This is a genomic window from Candidatus Dormiibacterota bacterium (assembly GCA_035544955.1).
GTDB lineage: Bacteria > Chloroflexota > Dormibacteria > CF-121 > CF-121 > CF-13.
On record DASZZN010000028.1, the window covers coordinates 64,483 to 80,499 of the forward strand.

Sequence of the window (16,017 nt, forward strand, 5' to 3'; positions counted from 1 at the left end):
GTCGAGTTCCTCATAAGAGCGATTGTCCGAGCGCGTTGTGACAGCTGTCTGTCGCGCGTAAGCGGCGCCACGGAACGCCAACAAACGCATGTCATCAAGCTGCCACCGGTTGTACTCGTTGAGAATGCCTAATCAATTAGACGCCCAGATCTTCCCCCGTGACCCTTCGGCAAGCGCAATCCGGGTCGACAATCAAGGCAACCGGGCGGCACGCCTCCTTATCTTGGGCGAGGCCCCTGGGGCTGAGGAAGAACGACAGGGCAAGCCTTTTGTCGGCCCCGCGGGCAGTCTGCTCTTCGACCTGCTGTCAGAGATGGGCGTCTCTCGGGAGGATGTCTTCATGGCGAACGTCGTGCGGTTTCGGCCCTGGAGCCTTACCGCCGCAGGCAACCGTAAGGATCGAAAACCGAGCAAAAGGGAGATCGAAGCAGACGGGCGAGTGTTCAAGGAGGACCTCGCGGCGGTCCATCCGTCGGTAGTCCTCTCCTTGGGAGTGACCGCGGCAAGAGAGTTGGGCCTGAACGTCAGGTTAGGCATGACAAGGTTGCGCGGACAGCAAATCGATATTGGTGGGATCGCAATCGTGCCGAGTTTCCACCCCGGATACATCCGTCGGGACGGGCGTAAGAAGCCCCTATTTATCGAGGACCTTCAGAAATGCGTCCGTTTGCTGGAAGACGGGTCACCCCGCCGGGTGGCCCCCTCAGCCTAAAACTCCGCCGGGAACGGCTAAACCCCACGGCCTCGTTTTGACAGCTGTATGTCCGAGTTGGCGGGTTGGGCTGTACGCTTCGGAAAACTGACTCCGGGAGGTCTGAAATGGGAAATCAAGGACGCTCGAAGGGCGGAGCCTCAAAGATCTCGTATGTCCAGCAGGGCGTCGTTACCCAGAACGAGTTTGCCAAGCTGGTCATGATGGGCAGCGGCGGCCGGATCGAGCTGGCTGCCCCGCTGACCGATGAGGAGCGCCGGGACTTCGAGGTTCACGTGCACGGCCGCTACGGGTCGGCCCTGGCCCTGCAGGTCAAGAGCGCGATGGAGCTGACACGATTGAGCGCCAACGCCCTCTATCTGCGGGTCCACTTCGGGGTGCGGGCCAGCCGCGTGGTGAACGACCCAGTTTTCTGGTATTTCCTGGCTTATTTCAACCCGGCCACCATCCGGTTCGAGGATCCAACCTTTCTGGTGCCCTCGGCATTTCTTCACGAGCACGCGAGCCCGAGGAAGAAGGGCGACGATTGGCTCTTCACATTTCAGGCCAGCATGGAGCCAGGCTCGCACGACATGTGGGAGCCGTACCGCGTCAGCCAGCTGGCGCTGGGCAAGAAGGTAAAGCAGGTCATCGACGACCTTCGGAAGCTGCCCGCCTCGATCGACGCCTCTCAGCTGCTCGAGATGCCGGAGCTCATCTGGGCTCGGACGACGTAGCCATGCGGATCAGCTCGGTGCAGCAAGGTTTGATCGTCGAAAACGAGTTCGCGAAGTTCCTCATGGTGGGCAGCGGCGGCAAGATCGAGCTGGCCAAGCCGATGTCCGACGACGAGCGGCGCGATTACGAAATTCATATCCGGGGCGAGTACGGGATGGGATTCGCTTGCCAGGTCAAGAGCGCGATGAGCCTGCACAAGATGTCGAAGAATGTGCGGTACATCAACATCTTCTTCGACGTGGCTGTCGAGCGGCTGGTCAACAGCCCCTTTTACTGGTACTTCGTGGCCTACCTCGACCCGAAGTCGATGGGACTGGCCGACCCGACGTTCTTGATCCCGTCGGAGGACTTTCACCGGCTGGCGGCCCCCATCCAGCGCAGCGGCATGTGGAGGTTCTCGATGGCGGCGAATATGGAGGCGAAGAGTCGCGACCGCTGGAATCGCTACCGTGTCGGGACGCTCGAGCTTGGAGAGCGCGTGCTGGAGATCAGTCGGGAGTTAAGGAGAACCCATCCGCGGGCCACCCTGCCGGCACGACTGCTGGCGATGCCTGACGTGATGCTGGTGAGACCGAAATAGGCCACTCTACGTCCATTTCGCACCGTTCTGAGCGACAAGCGCGCATTATGTCGAGCGTGCAGGGCGACGCAAGCTGGCCTGACGGACGCACCTGGCTGGTGCTTCAGCGCGATCTGTCGGTATGGCTGCGCCAAGTCGAGGCGGCGACGTTCACAACGATGGTGCTGGACCTCACCGACAGAGGCACCCGGGCCGTCGAGGCAGGCTCGACGATCGAGGAGTCGCTCAGAGACGCCCTGTCGCGCGCGGCCAAGGAGCCGGCACGAGGGATGCAAGGCGCGGTTCCCGACCGGATCCAGGTTCCGAACGGACTGGTCCCAGCCCTGGAGTCGGTGCTGGAATCGCTCCAAGACGACGCCGGGTTTCGTCCCGACACCGTCGTCGAGGAAGTCACTCCCGAGGAGGGAGCCGAGTGGGTATTCGATGACTTCATCACGCAGATTGTCGGCCGGCAGCCCGCCGAGGAGCGGCTCTTTCCTGAAGACGCGACGCTGCTTTACGAACAGGCGCGGCGGTTCATGGAGGCAGCACCATGGCAGCAATGGACCTCGGACGACGCGTTGCTCATCGACCTCAAGGTCGGCAGCGAGCGGTTGGAGGGCATCGCCACCATCATCGGCCACGGCTCCACGCAACCGGGCATCCTACTAACTCCTGGGCGTGAGCGCGCCGGCACGTTGATGGAATCGGGCACTGGTCCTCCGCCCGGCACGCTGCTCACGCAGCTGGAAGGAACTGAGGGACACCCCGACCTTTTCCTGCGCGCCAGGCGGTACGGCTGGCCGGCAGATGCGGCGCTGACCCCCAGCTTCATCAGCATGCAAGAGAGCGGCTTTCGAGAGCTGGACCGTCGGGAGTCCTGGCCGATGGCGCTCGCGCTCGCCGGTGTGGTGAAGCATTTCGAGGGAGGCGGACGCGCGGACACCTGGGGCAATCTCGACCTGCCGACTGGACGTCGCGGCCGGTATCACGTCCGAAAAGCTCCGGAGATGGAGTCGCCTCCGAGACGAGGCGACCTTATCGGCATCAAGATTACGCAGGATCTGCTGTCAGATGGCTCCGAGATCCAGATCGGAGTGATGCCGCCGGACAGCCTTTCCACCTTTAGACACGAGGCTGATGTGGTGGTTCGTAGTGACGCCGTATTCCCCGCCGGGATCAGGAGCGTCCCGGTGATCACGATCACGCCTTCGAATCGCGCCTTCGCCGGCGTGGTCGATCGGCTAAAGCGGGCACGACCCCTGGGAGTCACGGTGATCAATAGACCAGAGGGCCCCTTGCTTACGGTTATGGGCCAACGAGCCGGCTACGTCATCGCCAATGATCCGGCGATGTCCCAGGTTTGGGAGCGGAATCTCAAGGAGTCGGACGGAGCTCACGTGCTGATGGTGAGCGACGGCGTGACGAACATCGAGGAGCCCGACCCCGACCGGCCAGGCCTCGGGCGACCCGGACACGTCTACGGACTCTTCGAGTGCGTCCTCCGCGGCGGGATGACGTAGGCGGCCTTCACGGTCGCACAAGCAAACGAGGCCGGTCCTCGGGCCGGCCTCGCTCTCGCTGACGAACGACTAATGAACGGCGGCGACCGCCGGGATCTCGTGCTCCACGACCTCGAACGGCCTGGGCTGCGCCTCGCCCGTCGAGATCTCCTTTAGCCTGCTCAGAGCATCCTTGAGGTAGCGGCTCTCGCTCTTCCTCATAGCGTCGTCCGAGTCCCAGAAGCTGATGGCAGCCATCTTGCTGTCGTCAGTCAGGGCACCGTACCAGGCAACAAAGCCCGGCTCGTTGCGGGCGGCGCGCGCCACGTCTTGAGCCAATCGGACGGCCTGCGCCTCGGCATCTTTGCGGATGCCCGAGATGGTCAGGCGAGCTGCCTTGGGAGTCTTGTGCGTCTCCTCCTGCGCCTTCACCTCGGCCACGTGCCGAGTGGTCGGCTTGGTGAGGACGTCCTTCAGCTTGGCCACTTGCTCCTGGTAGTAGCCGCTGGCCTCGTTCGCAAGCAGCGCCTCCTTCGACTCCCACAGACTCAAAAAGACGGCCTCCCCCTTGGGGTCAAGGCAGAAGCTCACGCCTTTGAAGCCCTTCTGCTTTCTCGCAGCGGTGAAGATCGACGTGGCGATAATCTCCGCCTGCTCTCGTTTCTTCGGGTCGATCGTGCCTTCCGTGAATCGTGCGTACATCAGGAGCACCTCCACACACGTCCGAACATGACGATCAGTTCGGATCACGTGACGGGCTGACTTTCCGCCAGATTGCGGGGTGGGCCTCGCCGAGCGTGCCCACTGGCATTCCCTGGCTCGCAAGGCTGGCTGAGGGGGAAAACCGACGGTACAGGAACGTCCATCCCATGTAGGGCCCTGGTTTACCAGGAGGCCCCTGGGCCGCCGGTTTCTAACCTCAGTATGTTCCTATTGGAGGCCCCGTGCGGGTCGAGTTTACGGACCCGTGGATCGACTTCCTGGCATCAGTCGCGCAGGGTGGCACGCGAGAGGTCACGGATCGACACAATTCCGGCCACATTCTCGCGTTCCATCACAGGGAGGTGCCGGAAGTTCCCGGCCAGCATGATTTCCAGAGCTTGCTCAACAGATGCTTCGGGGCCCACCGTGACGGGGCTTCGGGTCATCCATTGAGCTACCGGCTGGCTCGATGACGAAACGTCGTGGGACATCGCTCGGACCAGATCCCGCTCGGTGAAGATTCCTTCCAGTCTCTCTTTCTCCATCACGAGAACCGCGCCCACTCCCTGCATCCCCATGACGGTCACCGCCGCTGCAACAGAGGTTGAGGGCTCCACCGTGATCAGCTCCGCGGTCATAACCTCGCGAACGGCGGTCATCTGTGCCTGCTGCCATTATGCGAGCAGTCAGGGGCGCCCGACGCGTCGGCCGAGCCTACGGCGAGTCGTAGAGCAGCCGCGCCCACTCGTCCCCGGAGAAATCGAGGTGTAGTCCGCGGAAGGGTCCGAGGCCACCAACGGTGACAGGGATCTCGCGAGGCATGCGACGCCGGATTCGCGGGTCGAGGAGGATGCGCCGGCCGGCCACCGCGCCGATGTCGACAAGCTCGGACCGTTCATCGCCTCGCCGGCTCCGACGGAGCCGCAGGTCACGGATGTGACCTCCGCCTCAACAGCGCGTGTCGCTGTAGGCGATGACGAGTGCATCCTGGTTGGGATGCTCATTGAGCCAGCGCTGTGCCCGATCGTCGAATACGACGGCGAATTCGCCCATCACCAGATTATGGCGCTCCCTGCATGGCTAAGCGGGCGGGATGTTCTGGTTGTAGCGGAAGACGTTTTGAGGGTCGTACTTCGCCTTCAACGCCCGCAGCCGCCGGTACTTCTCTCCCCCATAGGCACCCTTGACCTCTTCGGCACTGGCGTCGTCGCTGAGGTAGTTCACGTAGGCCGCGCCGCCGCCCGACAGCGGCTCGATCCTTGCGGCGAAGGCACGCGTCCACTGAATATGTCGCTGCGGATTCCCATCTTCTTCCCAGATTGCGAGCGCGCTGATGTTGAAGCGTTTGTCCCGCTGGCTGTAGGCGGTGTCCGCGTCCGCCACTCTGCTGGCGGCGCCGTGGGGCGCCTCGATCAGGATGGCCGAGTGTTCGGAGGTCATAGCGCCGGCCGCATCCATCACCGCATCGATCGCCGCGTCAGGCATCTCGCCAACGAAGTGGCCCTTCCAGTAGTTCTGGAGTCCGAACGGGATTTCCGCGAAGAGGTGCTGGACTTCGATATAGCTGATCGGGCGGATCCCATCATCCAGCGGCGTTCCAACGTTCTGCAGGACACGGATCAGGGGCTCGCCGGTGTGGGCCGGCCCGTTGTAGCAGGCGGCAACGAGCGCCACCGTGCCCATCCCCGGAAGCATGACGATCGCGTAGGCGCAGCTCAGTTCATCCGGTCCGCCCATCGTCACCTCACGGAACGCTTGCAGGGCCTCGCGGCCATCCTTGATCGGCCAGATGACCATGCCGCCGAACAACGCTCCGACCGGGTGGAGTTGAAATTCGAAGGAGGTTACGACGCCGAAGTTGCCGCCGCCGCCGCGCACGGCCCAGTAGAGGTCTGAGTTCTCGTCGGCAGTCGCTTTGACGAAGCGGCCGTCCGCCAGCACGACGTCGACCGACCGGACGTTGTCGCAAGCGAGGCCGTAGCTGCCCATCAGGAAGCCGAGCCCGCCCCCGAGGGTCAGCCCCGCGATCCCGGTACTGGCCACAGTCCCCCCGGTCGTGGCCAAACCGTGCGCCTGGCACTCGAGATCGAAGTCCGTGTAGTTGCATCCCGGATCGGCGTGGGCGACCCGGCGCTTGGGATCAACCCGCACGCTACGAAGGCGCGATAGGTCGATCAGCATCTGGTCGTCGCAGGCCGCATGTCCGGCAACGTTGTGTCCGCCGCCTCGGACCGCGACCAGGAGGTCGTTCTCTCGGGCGAAGCGCACCGCCTGCATCACATCGCCGGCCCCCAGCGCCTGGACAATGACCCGCGGCCGCTTGTCGATCATGCCGTTGAAGATCCGCCGTGCCGCGTCGTACGCTGGCTCCCCCGGCTGAAGAACGCTGCCGTGCACGTGCGCCGCCAGAGAAGCGAGCGCCTGTTCGCTCGTCACGGTTGCCATGCCACCCTCCCGTAAACCAGTGGTGGTTGACGTCTGGGGCAGAGTGTACTATGCAACTTGACAGTCTCGACAGCCGTTCGGAGGGGAAACATGGTCATCAATTTCCATGTGCACATGATGCGGTACGAGGTCGACTGGCCTCGCGCACTGGGCGAGTTCTACATCAAGGAGATGTTCCAGGGCGACTGCTGGCTGACGGGTAAGCCCTGGCGGCCCGAGGACTTTTGCGTGCCGGTCGAACGGTTGATCCAGGACATGGACGCGGGCAAGATCGACAAGTCGGTGGTGCTGGGCGTGGGCTACATGCCGTGGAATGCCTATGACCCGAACTCCGCCGAGTACGTCAAGAGCATGGTGGACGCGTATCCCGACCGGTTGATTGGTTTCTTCACGGGGAACCCGACCGGCGGCTACGAAGAGGCCAAGCGTTTCGAGGTAGCGGTGACCAAGTATGGCCTGCGCGGGCTGAAGATGCTACCTTCGTATAACTACGTGGCGCTCAACGATCGCCGCATCTGGCCCCTCTACGAGGCCGCCCAGGCGCTCAAGGTGCCGGTCATGGTGCACACGGGATGGAGCGCCATGCCGAAGGGCAAGATGCTCGCCTACGACCATCCCCTTTATCTCGAAGACGTCATGGTCGACTTCCCCGACCTCACGCTGGTCATCGGCCACACCGGCTTCATGTGGGCCGAGGAGGTCATCTTCTTCATGGGCAAGTTCCGTAACGTGTGGGGCGACTTCGCCTATTGGGCCGAGGGAATCCCGCTCTGGAAGGTTGCGCAAGTGTGGAGCTTCGCAAAGAAAATGGGCGTCATGGACCGCTTCATCTGGGGCACCGACTACCCGTATGTGCCGTTCACCAACGGTCTGGAACTCTTCTCTAAGGTCGCGGCCTATACGCGAAAGCACGAGCTAGAACCCTACGTCACCGAGGAGGATCAGGCCGGCTTCTTCGGCGAGAACGCGGCGCGCCTGCTAGGACTGAGGGAATCGGTGGGAGTTTCGAATGGACCCGTCGCAGGCTGTCCGTGACGAGATCGCGGACCTGAGCCGCGGCGACCTGGAAGCGGTTCTCAGCTACTACACCGACGACGTCTACTTCGAAGATACGTCGGTGCCGACGCCCTGCCGGACCAAGGCCGAGATGCGCGACTTCATGCAGGTCTTTTACGACGCCTTCCCGGACCTGCGGATCGAGATCCGCAACGTCTTCGAGGGCGGTCGCTACGTCACGGCGGAGTACGACCTGCTCGGTACGATGCGGGGCGAATTCCTCGGCCATTCCCCCACCGGCAAGGCCTTCCGCATCAAGGCCGTGTCGATCTACGAACACAACGGCACCCTCTTCACCAAAGAGACGGTCTACTACGACTCTGCATCACTGCTATCGCAGATTGGCTTGAGCGGCGCTGACCTTAAAAGCTCGGTGGGGTGATCGCGGAGACGACCTCCGCCTCTTGGTCTCCAACCACCCGGGCCTTGTGCGGCAGCCCGGCGTTGTAGTAGATCGAGTCGCCCTCATTCAGCTCGTAGTCGATGCCGCCGACGGTGATCACGACGTGCCCCTTGAGGACGAGCGCGCATTCCTCGCCCTCATGCGCTCGCGGGGCCGGGTCGGCGCCGGGGCGCAGCCGCATGATGATCATCTCCATCCGATGCTGGACGTCGGGCGAGATGAGCTCGTACGAATAGGGCGCGTTCGGCTGGCGAATCATCTTCCGCTGGCGCTTGCGGACCACGATGCCGTTCGACTCGCGGCCGGTAAACAGGAGAAAAACCGGGATTTCCATGGCGGCCGCGATGGAGCGCAGCACCATGATCGAGGGATAGGCGATCCCTCGCTCGACGCTGCTGAGAAAGCTTCGGGTCACCCCGACCCGGGCGGCGAGCCCCGCCAGGGTCAACCCTCGTTCCAACCGAAACTGGTGGATGCGGCCGCCTAACTCGGCATCGCGTTCGATCGCCACCGTCTCCGTCTCCGCCGGCCCAGTGCCCCGTTTCGACCCCATCTCCGCCCCGATGTTAAGTGATTATTAGACGGTCAAGCGACGGCGACCTCACGCGTTCGCGGCCCCCCGTCGAACTACCTGCCCCGCCAGCGTTTTCGCGTCGAATCGACCGTGGTCGACCACCACCTGGCCGTTGATCATGACGTAGTCGATGCCGACCGGCTCCCTTGTCGGTTCGGTGTAGGTGGTCTTGTCGTCAATCGTCGTCGGATCGAAGACGACCAGATCGGCGAACGCGCCCTCCCGGATCGCACCCCGCTTCTTGAGGCCGAACCGCTGCGCGGGCAGCGAGGTGATGCGCCGCACCGCGTCTTCCAGAGAAAACAATTTGCGGTTGCGCACGAAATGGCCGAGCACTCGCGGCATCGCCCCATACCCCGCCGGGTGCGGGACGCCTTTGCCGGTGATGATCGCGTCGGTCTCGAAGGAGGCGTAGGGATGTGCCATGAGCTTCTCCAGCCCCGCCTCCTCATTGAGTTCGCCCGAGACACCGAAGTAGAGGCACATCGCGTGCCCGTTCTCCTCCAGCGTCAGGTCCGCCGCCACCTCGAACGGATCCTTGCCACGCTCGATGGCGATTGCCTCGAGGCTCTTGCCTTCGAGATGCTTGTTGCGTTCGCTTTCGACCCACATCACCCACACGTTTTTCCACCCGGTGGCCTCGACCAGGTTGTGAGGCCACCCGCCCGGCATCCAGCACGGCCAGCCGGGCACATCCTCCTCGATCGACTGGGCGATCTTCTTGCGAGTCTGAGAGTCACGAAGCCGCTCCAGCAGAGCGTCGACGCCGCCCGCTAGCGCCCAGGGTGGGTAGATCGCGAGCAGCGTGGTGTTGGCGGCGATGTAGGGGATGACGTCGAAGCCGGTGTCGACTCCGCGCGCCCGGGCCTGCTCGTGGAGCTCGATCGCCCGATCGATCTTTGGCCAGTTCGGCCGGCCGAAGGCCTCGATGTGCGAGTGCTGGCAGGCGATGCCGTTCTCCTCTCCCACCCGGATCACTTCGCGGGTGGCCGGGATCAAGGTCTCACTCGATCCGCGGACGTGGCTGGTGTAGATCGCGTCCTTCGGGAGCGCCGAGGCGAGCTCAATGATTTCCTCCGGGGGGGCGAAGATCCCCGGCGCGTACAGCAAACCGGTCGAAAAGCCGAAGGCGCCTTCCTCCACAGAGCGCCGGATCAGTTCCTTCATCCGTTGGAACTCATCACGCGTCAGCTCGCGCCCCTCGAATCCCACCTCGTGGATGCGGACCGGGCCGTGGGCGACCATCGGCACGACATTCATTGACACCCCATTCGTTTCGAGGTAGTCGAGGAACTCCCCGAAACTGCGCCATTCCCAGGGCAGCTCCTCCCCTTTCAGGAAGGTCGTGTAACTCTTCATCTGGTCGAGCGTCTTGACGTTGACGGGCGCCGGCGCGTAGCCGCAGTTGCCGGTCACGATGGTCGTGATTCCCTGCTTGACGAAGGGCGCCAGCACCTGCGCGTGGCCCTTGACCGGCAACAGGAACTCACTGTGGGAGTGGATATCGATGAACCCGGGGGCCACCATGTGCCCCCGGGCATCGATCACCAGACGGGCCTCGGCCTGACCGTCGAGCTTACCGACGGCCTCGATGCGGTCGCGGGTGATGCCGATTTCCCCTGGAAACCATGGGTTGCCGGTTCCGTCCGCGATCCGCGCGTTTACGATCAGGGTGTCAAACATTCACGCCACCACTACGCGAACTTGCCCGCCTTCTCGTCAGTGACGACCCCGTCGAGCGCCGACTGGCCGGAAGCGTGGGCCGCCGAGATGGTGGACTGCCCGGTCAGCGCCGAAGACACCGCCGCCTCGATCGTGTCGGCGATCTTCTGATAGGCGGGACGGGTCTCGTACCGGTCACCCTTGTACTGTTGCTGCTGGAAGGTCGTGTCGACGATCTGCTTGTCCGTCCCGGAAAGCGACCCATTGGTGTAGTCGGACTTGTAGGCTGGAAAGCCGTCCTCGCCGGCAGGATCGAACTGGTGAAGTGCGGTCCGCTTGGTCAGCAACCCCAGCTGGTTCGAGGAATTCGAGAAATATTTGAGCAGCTCCAGGGCTCGTTGCGGCTGCTTCGCCGTCTTGGGGATGGCGAAACACTCGCCGACATACTGGCCGCCCGATTTCGGGCCGCTCGACTTGCCAGGGACGATGCCAACCTGGACGTTGCCGGCCCCGATGGTCGACACACTCGAATCGACGCCCTCGTACCAGATGTGCTGGTAGTCGATCAGCATCGCCGCTTTGCCGGAAAAGAACACCTTCTTGGCTTCGACGTCGTAAATGCCCCAGGGCGAGGTGACGACCTCGCGAGGCATGGAGGGCAGCAGCGCCTTCATGTCCGCCGTCGCCTGCTTGGCTTCGGCGCTGTCGAAGTTGACCCGCTCGCCGACGCCGGGGTTGCCGTACAGCGAGCCGCCGTTGAGATGGAGCCAGACGCAGTACTTGGGGAAGAGGTAGCCCGGGGCCCAGCCGTCGACGTAGCCGAAGTTCCCGCCGGTCGTCATCTTCTTGGCCGCGGCCACGAAGTCTTCGTAATTGGTCGGGAACGCGACCCCGGCTGCGCTCAGCATCGTCTTGTTTGCGTAGAGGACATAGGTATAGACGTTGCTCGGCAAGCCGTAGAACTTGCCGTCTGTCGCCTTGATCTGCTTCAGCGAAACCGGCAGCATGTCGCTCGTGTCCGGGGTGAAGCTCAGTGAGTCGAGGGGCGTCAGGTATTTGCGAAACTGCTCCACCCAGGCACGCCACAGGTAGACGACATCCCAGGTGTAGCCCCCGCTGGCGAAGGCGGTCGAGAGCTTCGCCGGTAGGAGCGCGAACGCCTCGCGCGTCAGCGTGATGCTCGCATTGTTGCTCTGCTCGAAGCTGCCCTTGATGTACGCGTAGTAAGGAGTGTGGTTGGCAAGCAAGACGTTGAGCGTCACGTGCGCCTGCGGAGTTGCCGCGCTCGAACCGCAGGCAGCCAGGAGGTCCGCCATCGCGACCCCCCCCACGGCCATCGCCGAGGTCTTCAGGAAGTCGCGCCTGGTCCAGTCGGGAACGGTGATACGTTCGGACATGTCTATTGTTCCTCCTCTTACTTGACTGAGCCTTCGCCGATGTCGCGGATGACGTAGCGCTGCATCAGCAACGCCAGGAGTAGGACGGGGACGCTCGCCGCCATTCCCGCCGCGGAGAGCTGTGGTTCGATCCGATTGATCGGATCCATGAAGTTGACGATGGTGGGCGCCAGCATCGGCGTCTGGCTGATGTACATGACCTTCGCGAACAGGAGCTCGTTCCAGGAGAGCAAAAAGGCGAAGACCGCCGTGGTCGCGATGCTGGGCAGGATGAGGGGCAGGACGACACGCCGGAGCGCTCCCGCGCGGCTGCATCCGTCGACCCGCGCCGCGTACTCGGTATCAGGGTCGACCGCGTCGAATGCGCCGACCATCAACCAGACCACGAAGGGCAGAATGATGGCGCTGTGCCCGAGGAACATTCCCGGCAGCGAATCAACCAGCTGCAGGCTCTTGATGATCCCGACCAGCGGGACGAACAAGATGATCCCGGGAAGCATGTAGGTGATCATCACGGCGGAGTGAAGGGCGCCCCGTCCAGGAAACCGAATGCGGGCGATCGCGTAGGCGCCGAGGATCGCGCACAGGGTGGTGAAGATCGCGACCGTCGCCGCCACGATCAGGCTATTGCGATAGGCCTCGCCATAGACCGACGCTGCGGTGGAGCCGAAACCGGCACCGGCATTGAACAACTGCGCATAAAACTCCGTGGTGAAGTGAATCGGCAGGATGTGCGGGCCGCTGAGCAGCTCGATCCGGCTCTGGAACGAGCCGACCAGCACGACCACCACGAACGGCACCACGATCGCCGCAACCACCACGATAGCCAGAAGCCCGGCGACGACCCGGGTCCCCAGGTCCAAGCGCACGCCGTTGAGCCCGCGGCCGAGGAGCGTCAGGCCGAAGGCGACGGCCACGAGCCAGAGCCAGAACACCCAGCCGGCGTGGTAGTGGACCTGCAGCGCCTCGATCGCGGTGGCCAGCACCAGGATGGAGCCGCCAGCGATCGCCTGGGCGCGGCCGGACAGCGTCATCACCCGCCCGCCAGCTGGCTGCGCGTGGCACGGCCGCGGGTCAGGATCAGCGCGCAGACGATGACCAGCGCCGAGACAACGTAGGCGAGCACCGCGCCGTAGCCAAAGTCCTGATACTCGAACGTGTTCTTGTAGGCGTAGAAGTAGAGGTTGTAGGTCGAGTAAGCACCCGGACCTCCGAGCGTCAACGCATAGATGAGGTCGAAGAGCTGAAGGGTGATGAGCAGCTCGATAATGACCGCCGCCACGATGGTGGGCCGCAAGTGGGGGAGCACGACGTAGCGAAACCGTTGCAGCATCCCAGCCCCGTCGATCCGCGCGGCGTGGACCGTCTCCTTGGGCAGGTACTGGAGCGCGACCACGAACATGATGGCGAGCAACGGGAACGTCTTCCAGACGTGGATCCCCACCAGGGTAAAGAGTGTTCCGGGAATACCGCTGAAGAAGTCGGGTGGACGCGCGGTGATCCCAAGCGCGGTCAGCCAGGCGCCGAGAAGGCCACGTCGCCCGTCGAGGAACCATTCGAACATGGCCGCCACGACCACCGGTGGCAGCGCCCATGGGATGAGAAGGCACGCGCGAGCGATGCGCCGGCCGGGGAAGTCTTGATTGAGCACCACGGCCACGCCCAGCGCGATGCTGACGCCGACGACGCAGGCCGGAACCACGTACATGACCGACTGCACGAAGGACTGGCGAAAGACCGGGTCGCCCGCCAGGTGAGTCCAGTTGCTGAAGCCGATCCAGGGGCCCAGCGTTCCGGGAAGGTCGCCGGCGCTGCGAACCGTGAGGAGCAGTGAGTACACGAGCGGATACGCCACCAGCCCGAGGGCGATCAGCAGAGTGGGCAGCAGGAACACGCCGGCATAAAAGTGCTGCTCGCCTCTGATCGTGAGGTCGCTGGGGCTGCGCCGTCGCTTGATGGCTTGGATCACGCCAGCGCCTCCCGTTTGCGGCTCAGCGCAGGGGGCGCCTCCTCCGGTGCCGGATTCAGGCGGGCGCCGGTCGTCGGGTCGAAGAGGTGGAGTTTCCCGGAATTGAAATGCAGATAGGCCGGCTGGCCGACCTCGAGCGGCTCACCGTCGGGAACCTTCGCGATGATCCGGTGGCTGCCGACCTCGACGGTCGCGTACAGGTCGGGTTGGACGACCTCGAGCCAGCGCACGAAACCAACGGGCGCATCTTTGCCTGGGTGAGCGGCACGGACGACGATTGCGTCCGGCCGCACGCCCAGGGTTGCCGTGCCGGCGGCGGGGGGCTTGCCGTCCGGCACGGCAAGAAGGAGGTCGTCGTTTCTAAAGGTGACGAGGTCACCGCGCATTTCGAGGGTGCCCTGGAAAAAGTTCATCGGCAGCCGGCCAAGGAACGACGCAACGAACCGATTGGCCGGATACTGATAGACGCGGGTCGCCGCATCGTACTGCTGCAGCCGGCCTTCGGCCAGAACGAGGACGCGGTCACCCATCGCCAGCGCGTCGTCCTGGTCGTGCGTGACGTAGATGAAGGTGGCGCCCAGGATCTCGTGCAGGCGTCGTAGCTCCTGCCGCATCGAGACCCGCAGATTGGCGTCCAGGTTGCTGAGCGGCTCGTCCAATAAGAAGACGCGCGGGTCTCGGACGATGGCGCGACCCAGCGCGACACGTTGCCGCTCACCGCCGCTGAGCTGCCGCGGATAACGCCGAAGCAGCTTTCCGATCCCCAGCAGCCCGCAGACCTCCTCGACCTGTTTGGCCCTCACAGCCTTCGGCACCTTGCGCAGCATCAATGGAAAAGCGATGTTCTCGGCGACCGTCATCTGCGGGTAGAGCCCATACGACTGAAAGACCATCGCGATGTCGCGCCGCTCCGGCGTGGTCAGGGTCACGTCCTCGTCGTCGAAGAAGATCCGGCCGGCGCTCGCCTCCTCGATGCCGGCCATCAGCTTGAGGGCGGTGCTTTTTCCGGACCCGGACGGCCCCAGGATGCAGACGAACTCGCCATTCGGAATCGTCACCGTCAGGTCCTGGAGCGCGCTGACGCCGCCCCGGTAGGTCTTGGAGAGGTGCTCGAGCCGGACACTGGCCATGCCTACGCCCGCGCCTTCGCACGAGGCCGGCGGCCGGCCTCGTCCCACAACGTCGCGAGCTCATCGAGGCTCAGTCCGGTGTCATCTGCGAGGAACCGGGTCTCTTCGTCGCTCAGCGGACGATCCGGCCGTCGGTCGGCGATCCGTCCGAGGTAGGAGCGGCGGAGCATATTGAGGTCGATGTCCACCGTCCGCACCTGGTCGATGTCGTCGGGAATCACGATTCGCTCGCCCGGTTTGTTCTCCCGTGGATCACCGATCCGAACGTCGATGCCGAGCTCGCGCGCCATCGTGAGCTGCGCCGTGGGATGCTTGCCGGCACCCGTGTATTCGGTCTCCTGGACCACGACCAGCGCATCCTCGGGGAGCTGTCGAGCGATCGACAGCGCTGCCGCCAGCGAGGTATTGCCGGCCGGCCCCCGCTCCAGTCCTTCGAGCTCAGCGAGCAGCTGGGTCGCGAAGAAGACCTCGCCCTGCGTGATCGTGACGTAGCGGTCGAGGTATCGCAGTCCGCGGGCGGCATTGCGCGGCACATCGACTCGGTCGGGGTTGACGGTGAACGGAAAGGCGAAACCGGTATGTCCGGTTGTGAACGACTTGCGGTTGAAGTCGTGGTCCGAGGCCATGTGCAGGCCGGTGAGGTCGACGCTCACGCCGATGATCTCGGGATGCGCGCCGGCGCGGTGGAGCCCCCGCGCGGTCCCGGTCACGTTGCCGCCGCCGGAATGGGTCACCAGGATCGCATCGGGGTCGCGACCGAAGCGGGTCCGGCACTGCTCGGCAATCTCGTACCCGAGCGTTTCGATGCCGAGGATGCCATAGGGGGTGTAGAGGCTGGCGTTGAAGAACCCGGTCTCTTCCAGGGTGATGAGATGCCAGTAGAAGAGCTCGGGGCCGACCGTGACCTGCCAGACCTCCGCGCCATAGGCCTCGCACACACGGGTCTTTTCCAGGATTTCGGGCTGGCCACGCCACTTCGAATCGAAGACCTCCTGAAGGATGATGGCCTTGAGGCCGCGCATCGCCGCCTGCGAGGCGACCGCCGCGCCGTAGTTCCCGGAGGTGGCGGCAACGACCCCCTCGTAACCGAGGTCGGCCGCATGCGCCACAGCCAGTGACGCACGGCGGGCTTTGAAGCTGCCGGCCGCGTTGCCGGCCTCATCCTTTATAAGGATGCGCGCGCCCTGGC

The 16,017-nt window shown here is 64.0% G+C and carries 17 protein-coding genes; 6 read left to right on the top strand and 11 right to left on the bottom strand.

What is annotated here, in order from left to right; all coding sequences use genetic code 11:
* Positions 1–124: 124 nt before the first annotated feature.
* From VHK65_09400 to VHK65_09415, 4 genes are all read left to right on the top strand, one after another.
* Complete coding sequence (locus VHK65_09400; GenBank protein HVS06363.1) at positions 125–712, top strand: uracil-DNA glycosylase; 588 nt, start codon at positions 125–127, stop codon at positions 710–712.
* Between the two features lie 107 nt (positions 713–819).
* Positions 820–1,428 (top strand): hypothetical protein, encoded by a 609-nt coding sequence (locus VHK65_09405; GenBank protein HVS06364.1) that lies wholly within the window; start codon positions 820–822, stop codon positions 1,426–1,428.
* Between the two features lie 2 nt (positions 1,429–1,430).
* On the top strand, positions 1,431–2,009 hold the full coding sequence (locus VHK65_09410; GenBank protein HVS06365.1) for a hypothetical protein: 579 nt from the start codon (positions 1,431–1,433) through the stop codon (positions 2,007–2,009).
* Positions 2,010–2,065: 56 nt separating this feature from the next.
* Positions 2,066–3,511 (top strand): hypothetical protein, encoded by a 1,446-nt coding sequence (locus VHK65_09415; protein ID HVS06366.1) that lies wholly within the window; start codon positions 2,066–2,068, stop codon positions 3,509–3,511.
* Between the two features lie 69 nt (positions 3,512–3,580).
* Here VHK65_09415 and VHK65_09420 read toward each other — a convergent pair whose 3' ends face one another.
* The 4 genes from VHK65_09420 to VHK65_09435 all read right to left on the bottom strand — a co-directional run bounded on the left by VHK65_09420 (position 3,581) and on the right by VHK65_09435 (position 6,637).
* A complete protein-coding gene (locus VHK65_09420; GenBank protein ID HVS06367.1) occupies positions 3,581–4,192 on the bottom strand; it encodes a hypothetical protein in 612 nt (203 codons plus the stop codon).
* Between the two features lie 284 nt (positions 4,193–4,476).
* Entirely contained in the window at positions 4,477–4,830 is a 354-nt protein-coding gene (locus VHK65_09425; protein HVS06368.1) for a CBS domain-containing protein, read from the bottom strand.
* Positions 4,831–4,906: 76 nt separating this feature from the next.
* Positions 4,907–5,059, bottom strand: coding sequence for a hypothetical protein (locus VHK65_09430; GenBank protein ID HVS06369.1), 153 nt, complete (start codon positions 5,057–5,059; stop codon positions 4,907–4,909).
* Positions 5,060–5,272: 213 nt separating this feature from the next.
* On the bottom strand, positions 5,273–6,637 hold the full coding sequence (locus tag VHK65_09435; GenBank protein ID HVS06370.1) for an FAD-binding oxidoreductase: 1,365 nt from the start codon (positions 6,635–6,637) through the stop codon (positions 5,273–5,275).
* 90 nt (positions 6,638–6,727) lie between these two features.
* Here VHK65_09435 and VHK65_09440 point away from each other — a divergent pair, with 90 nt between their 5' ends.
* Together VHK65_09440 and VHK65_09445 are read left to right on the top strand one after the other, a co-directional pair.
* Complete coding sequence (locus VHK65_09440; GenBank protein ID HVS06371.1) at positions 6,728–7,672, top strand: amidohydrolase family protein; 945 nt, start codon at positions 6,728–6,730, stop codon at positions 7,670–7,672.
* Entirely contained in the window at positions 7,647–8,075 is a 429-nt protein-coding gene (locus tag VHK65_09445; GenBank protein ID HVS06372.1) for an ester cyclase, read from the top strand. Before VHK65_09440 ends, VHK65_09445 begins: the two co-directional genes overlap by 26 nt.
* Here VHK65_09445 and VHK65_09450 read toward each other — a convergent pair.
* The 7 genes from VHK65_09450 to ortB form a co-directional block, all read right to left on the bottom strand.
* Positions 8,056–8,607, bottom strand: coding sequence for an XRE family transcriptional regulator (locus VHK65_09450; protein HVS06373.1), 552 nt, complete (start codon positions 8,605–8,607; stop codon positions 8,056–8,058). The two genes, VHK65_09445 and VHK65_09450, sit on opposite strands and share 20 nt — an antisense overlap.
* Positions 8,608–8,697: 90 nt before the next feature.
* Positions 8,698–10,353, bottom strand: a complete 1,656-nt coding sequence (locus VHK65_09455) for a D-aminoacylase (protein HVS06374.1) — start codon at positions 10,351–10,353, stop codon at positions 8,698–8,700.
* 11 nt (positions 10,354–10,364) lie between these two features.
* A complete protein-coding gene (locus tag VHK65_09460) occupies positions 10,365–11,729 on the bottom strand; it encodes an extracellular solute-binding protein (protein HVS06375.1) in 1,365 nt (454 codons plus the stop codon).
* A 17-nt stretch (positions 11,730–11,746) separates the two neighbouring features.
* Positions 11,747–12,763: a carbohydrate ABC transporter permease gene (locus tag VHK65_09465; GenBank protein HVS06376.1), complete on the bottom strand. Its 1,017-nt coding sequence runs from the start codon at positions 12,761–12,763 to the stop codon at positions 11,747–11,749.
* The gene (locus VHK65_09470; protein ID HVS06377.1) at positions 12,763–13,698 is read right to left on the bottom strand and encodes a sugar ABC transporter permease; all 936 of its coding nucleotides are present in this window, start codon (positions 13,696–13,698) and stop codon (positions 12,763–12,765) included. Before VHK65_09470 ends, VHK65_09465 begins: the two co-directional genes overlap by 1 nt.
* Complete coding sequence (locus VHK65_09475; GenBank protein HVS06378.1) at positions 13,695–14,828, bottom strand: ABC transporter ATP-binding protein; 1,134 nt, start codon at positions 14,826–14,828, stop codon at positions 13,695–13,697. The genes VHK65_09470 and VHK65_09475 overlap by 4 nt, the downstream gene beginning before the upstream one ends.
* A 2-nt stretch (positions 14,829–14,830) precedes the next feature.
* On the bottom strand, positions 14,831–16,017 hold a 1,187-nt coding region (ortB, locus tag VHK65_09480; protein ID HVS06379.1), incomplete at its 5' end, for a 2-amino-4-oxopentanoate thiolase subunit OrtB.

Coding starts and splice junctions, on each gene's coding strand:
- VHK65_09445 (HVS06372.1), top strand. CDS start 7,647: ATGGACCCGTCGCAGGCTGTCCGTGACGAGATCGCGGACCTGAGCCGC.
- VHK65_09425 (HVS06368.1), bottom strand. CDS start 4,830: ATGACCGCGGAGCTGATCACGGTGGAGCCCTCAACCTCTGTTGCAGCG.
- VHK65_09460 (HVS06375.1), bottom strand. CDS start 11,729: ATGTCCGAACGTATCACCGTTCCCGACTGGACCAGGCGCGACTTCCTG.
- VHK65_09440 (HVS06371.1), top strand. CDS start 6,728: ATGGTCATCAATTTCCATGTGCACATGATGCGGTACGAGGTCGACTGG.
- VHK65_09475 (HVS06378.1), bottom strand. CDS start 14,828: ATGGCCAGTGTCCGGCTCGAGCACCTCTCCAAGACCTACCGGGGCGGC.
- VHK65_09435 (HVS06370.1), bottom strand. CDS start 6,637: ATGGCAACCGTGACGAGCGAACAGGCGCTCGCTTCTCTGGCGGCGCAC.
- VHK65_09465 (HVS06376.1), bottom strand. CDS start 12,763: ATGACGCTGTCCGGCCGCGCCCAGGCGATCGCTGGCGGCTCCATCCTG.
- VHK65_09400 (HVS06363.1), top strand. CDS start 125: ATGCCTAATCAATTAGACGCCCAGATCTTCCCCCGTGACCCTTCGGCA.
- VHK65_09455 (HVS06374.1), bottom strand. CDS start 10,353: ATGTTTGACACCCTGATCGTAAACGCGCGGATCGCGGACGGAACCGGC.
- VHK65_09410 (HVS06365.1), top strand. CDS start 1,431: ATGCGGATCAGCTCGGTGCAGCAAGGTTTGATCGTCGAAAACGAGTTC.
- VHK65_09405 (HVS06364.1), top strand. CDS start 820: ATGGGAAATCAAGGACGCTCGAAGGGCGGAGCCTCAAAGATCTCGTAT.
- VHK65_09420 (HVS06367.1), bottom strand. CDS start 4,192: ATGTACGCACGATTCACGGAAGGCACGATCGACCCGAAGAAACGAGAG.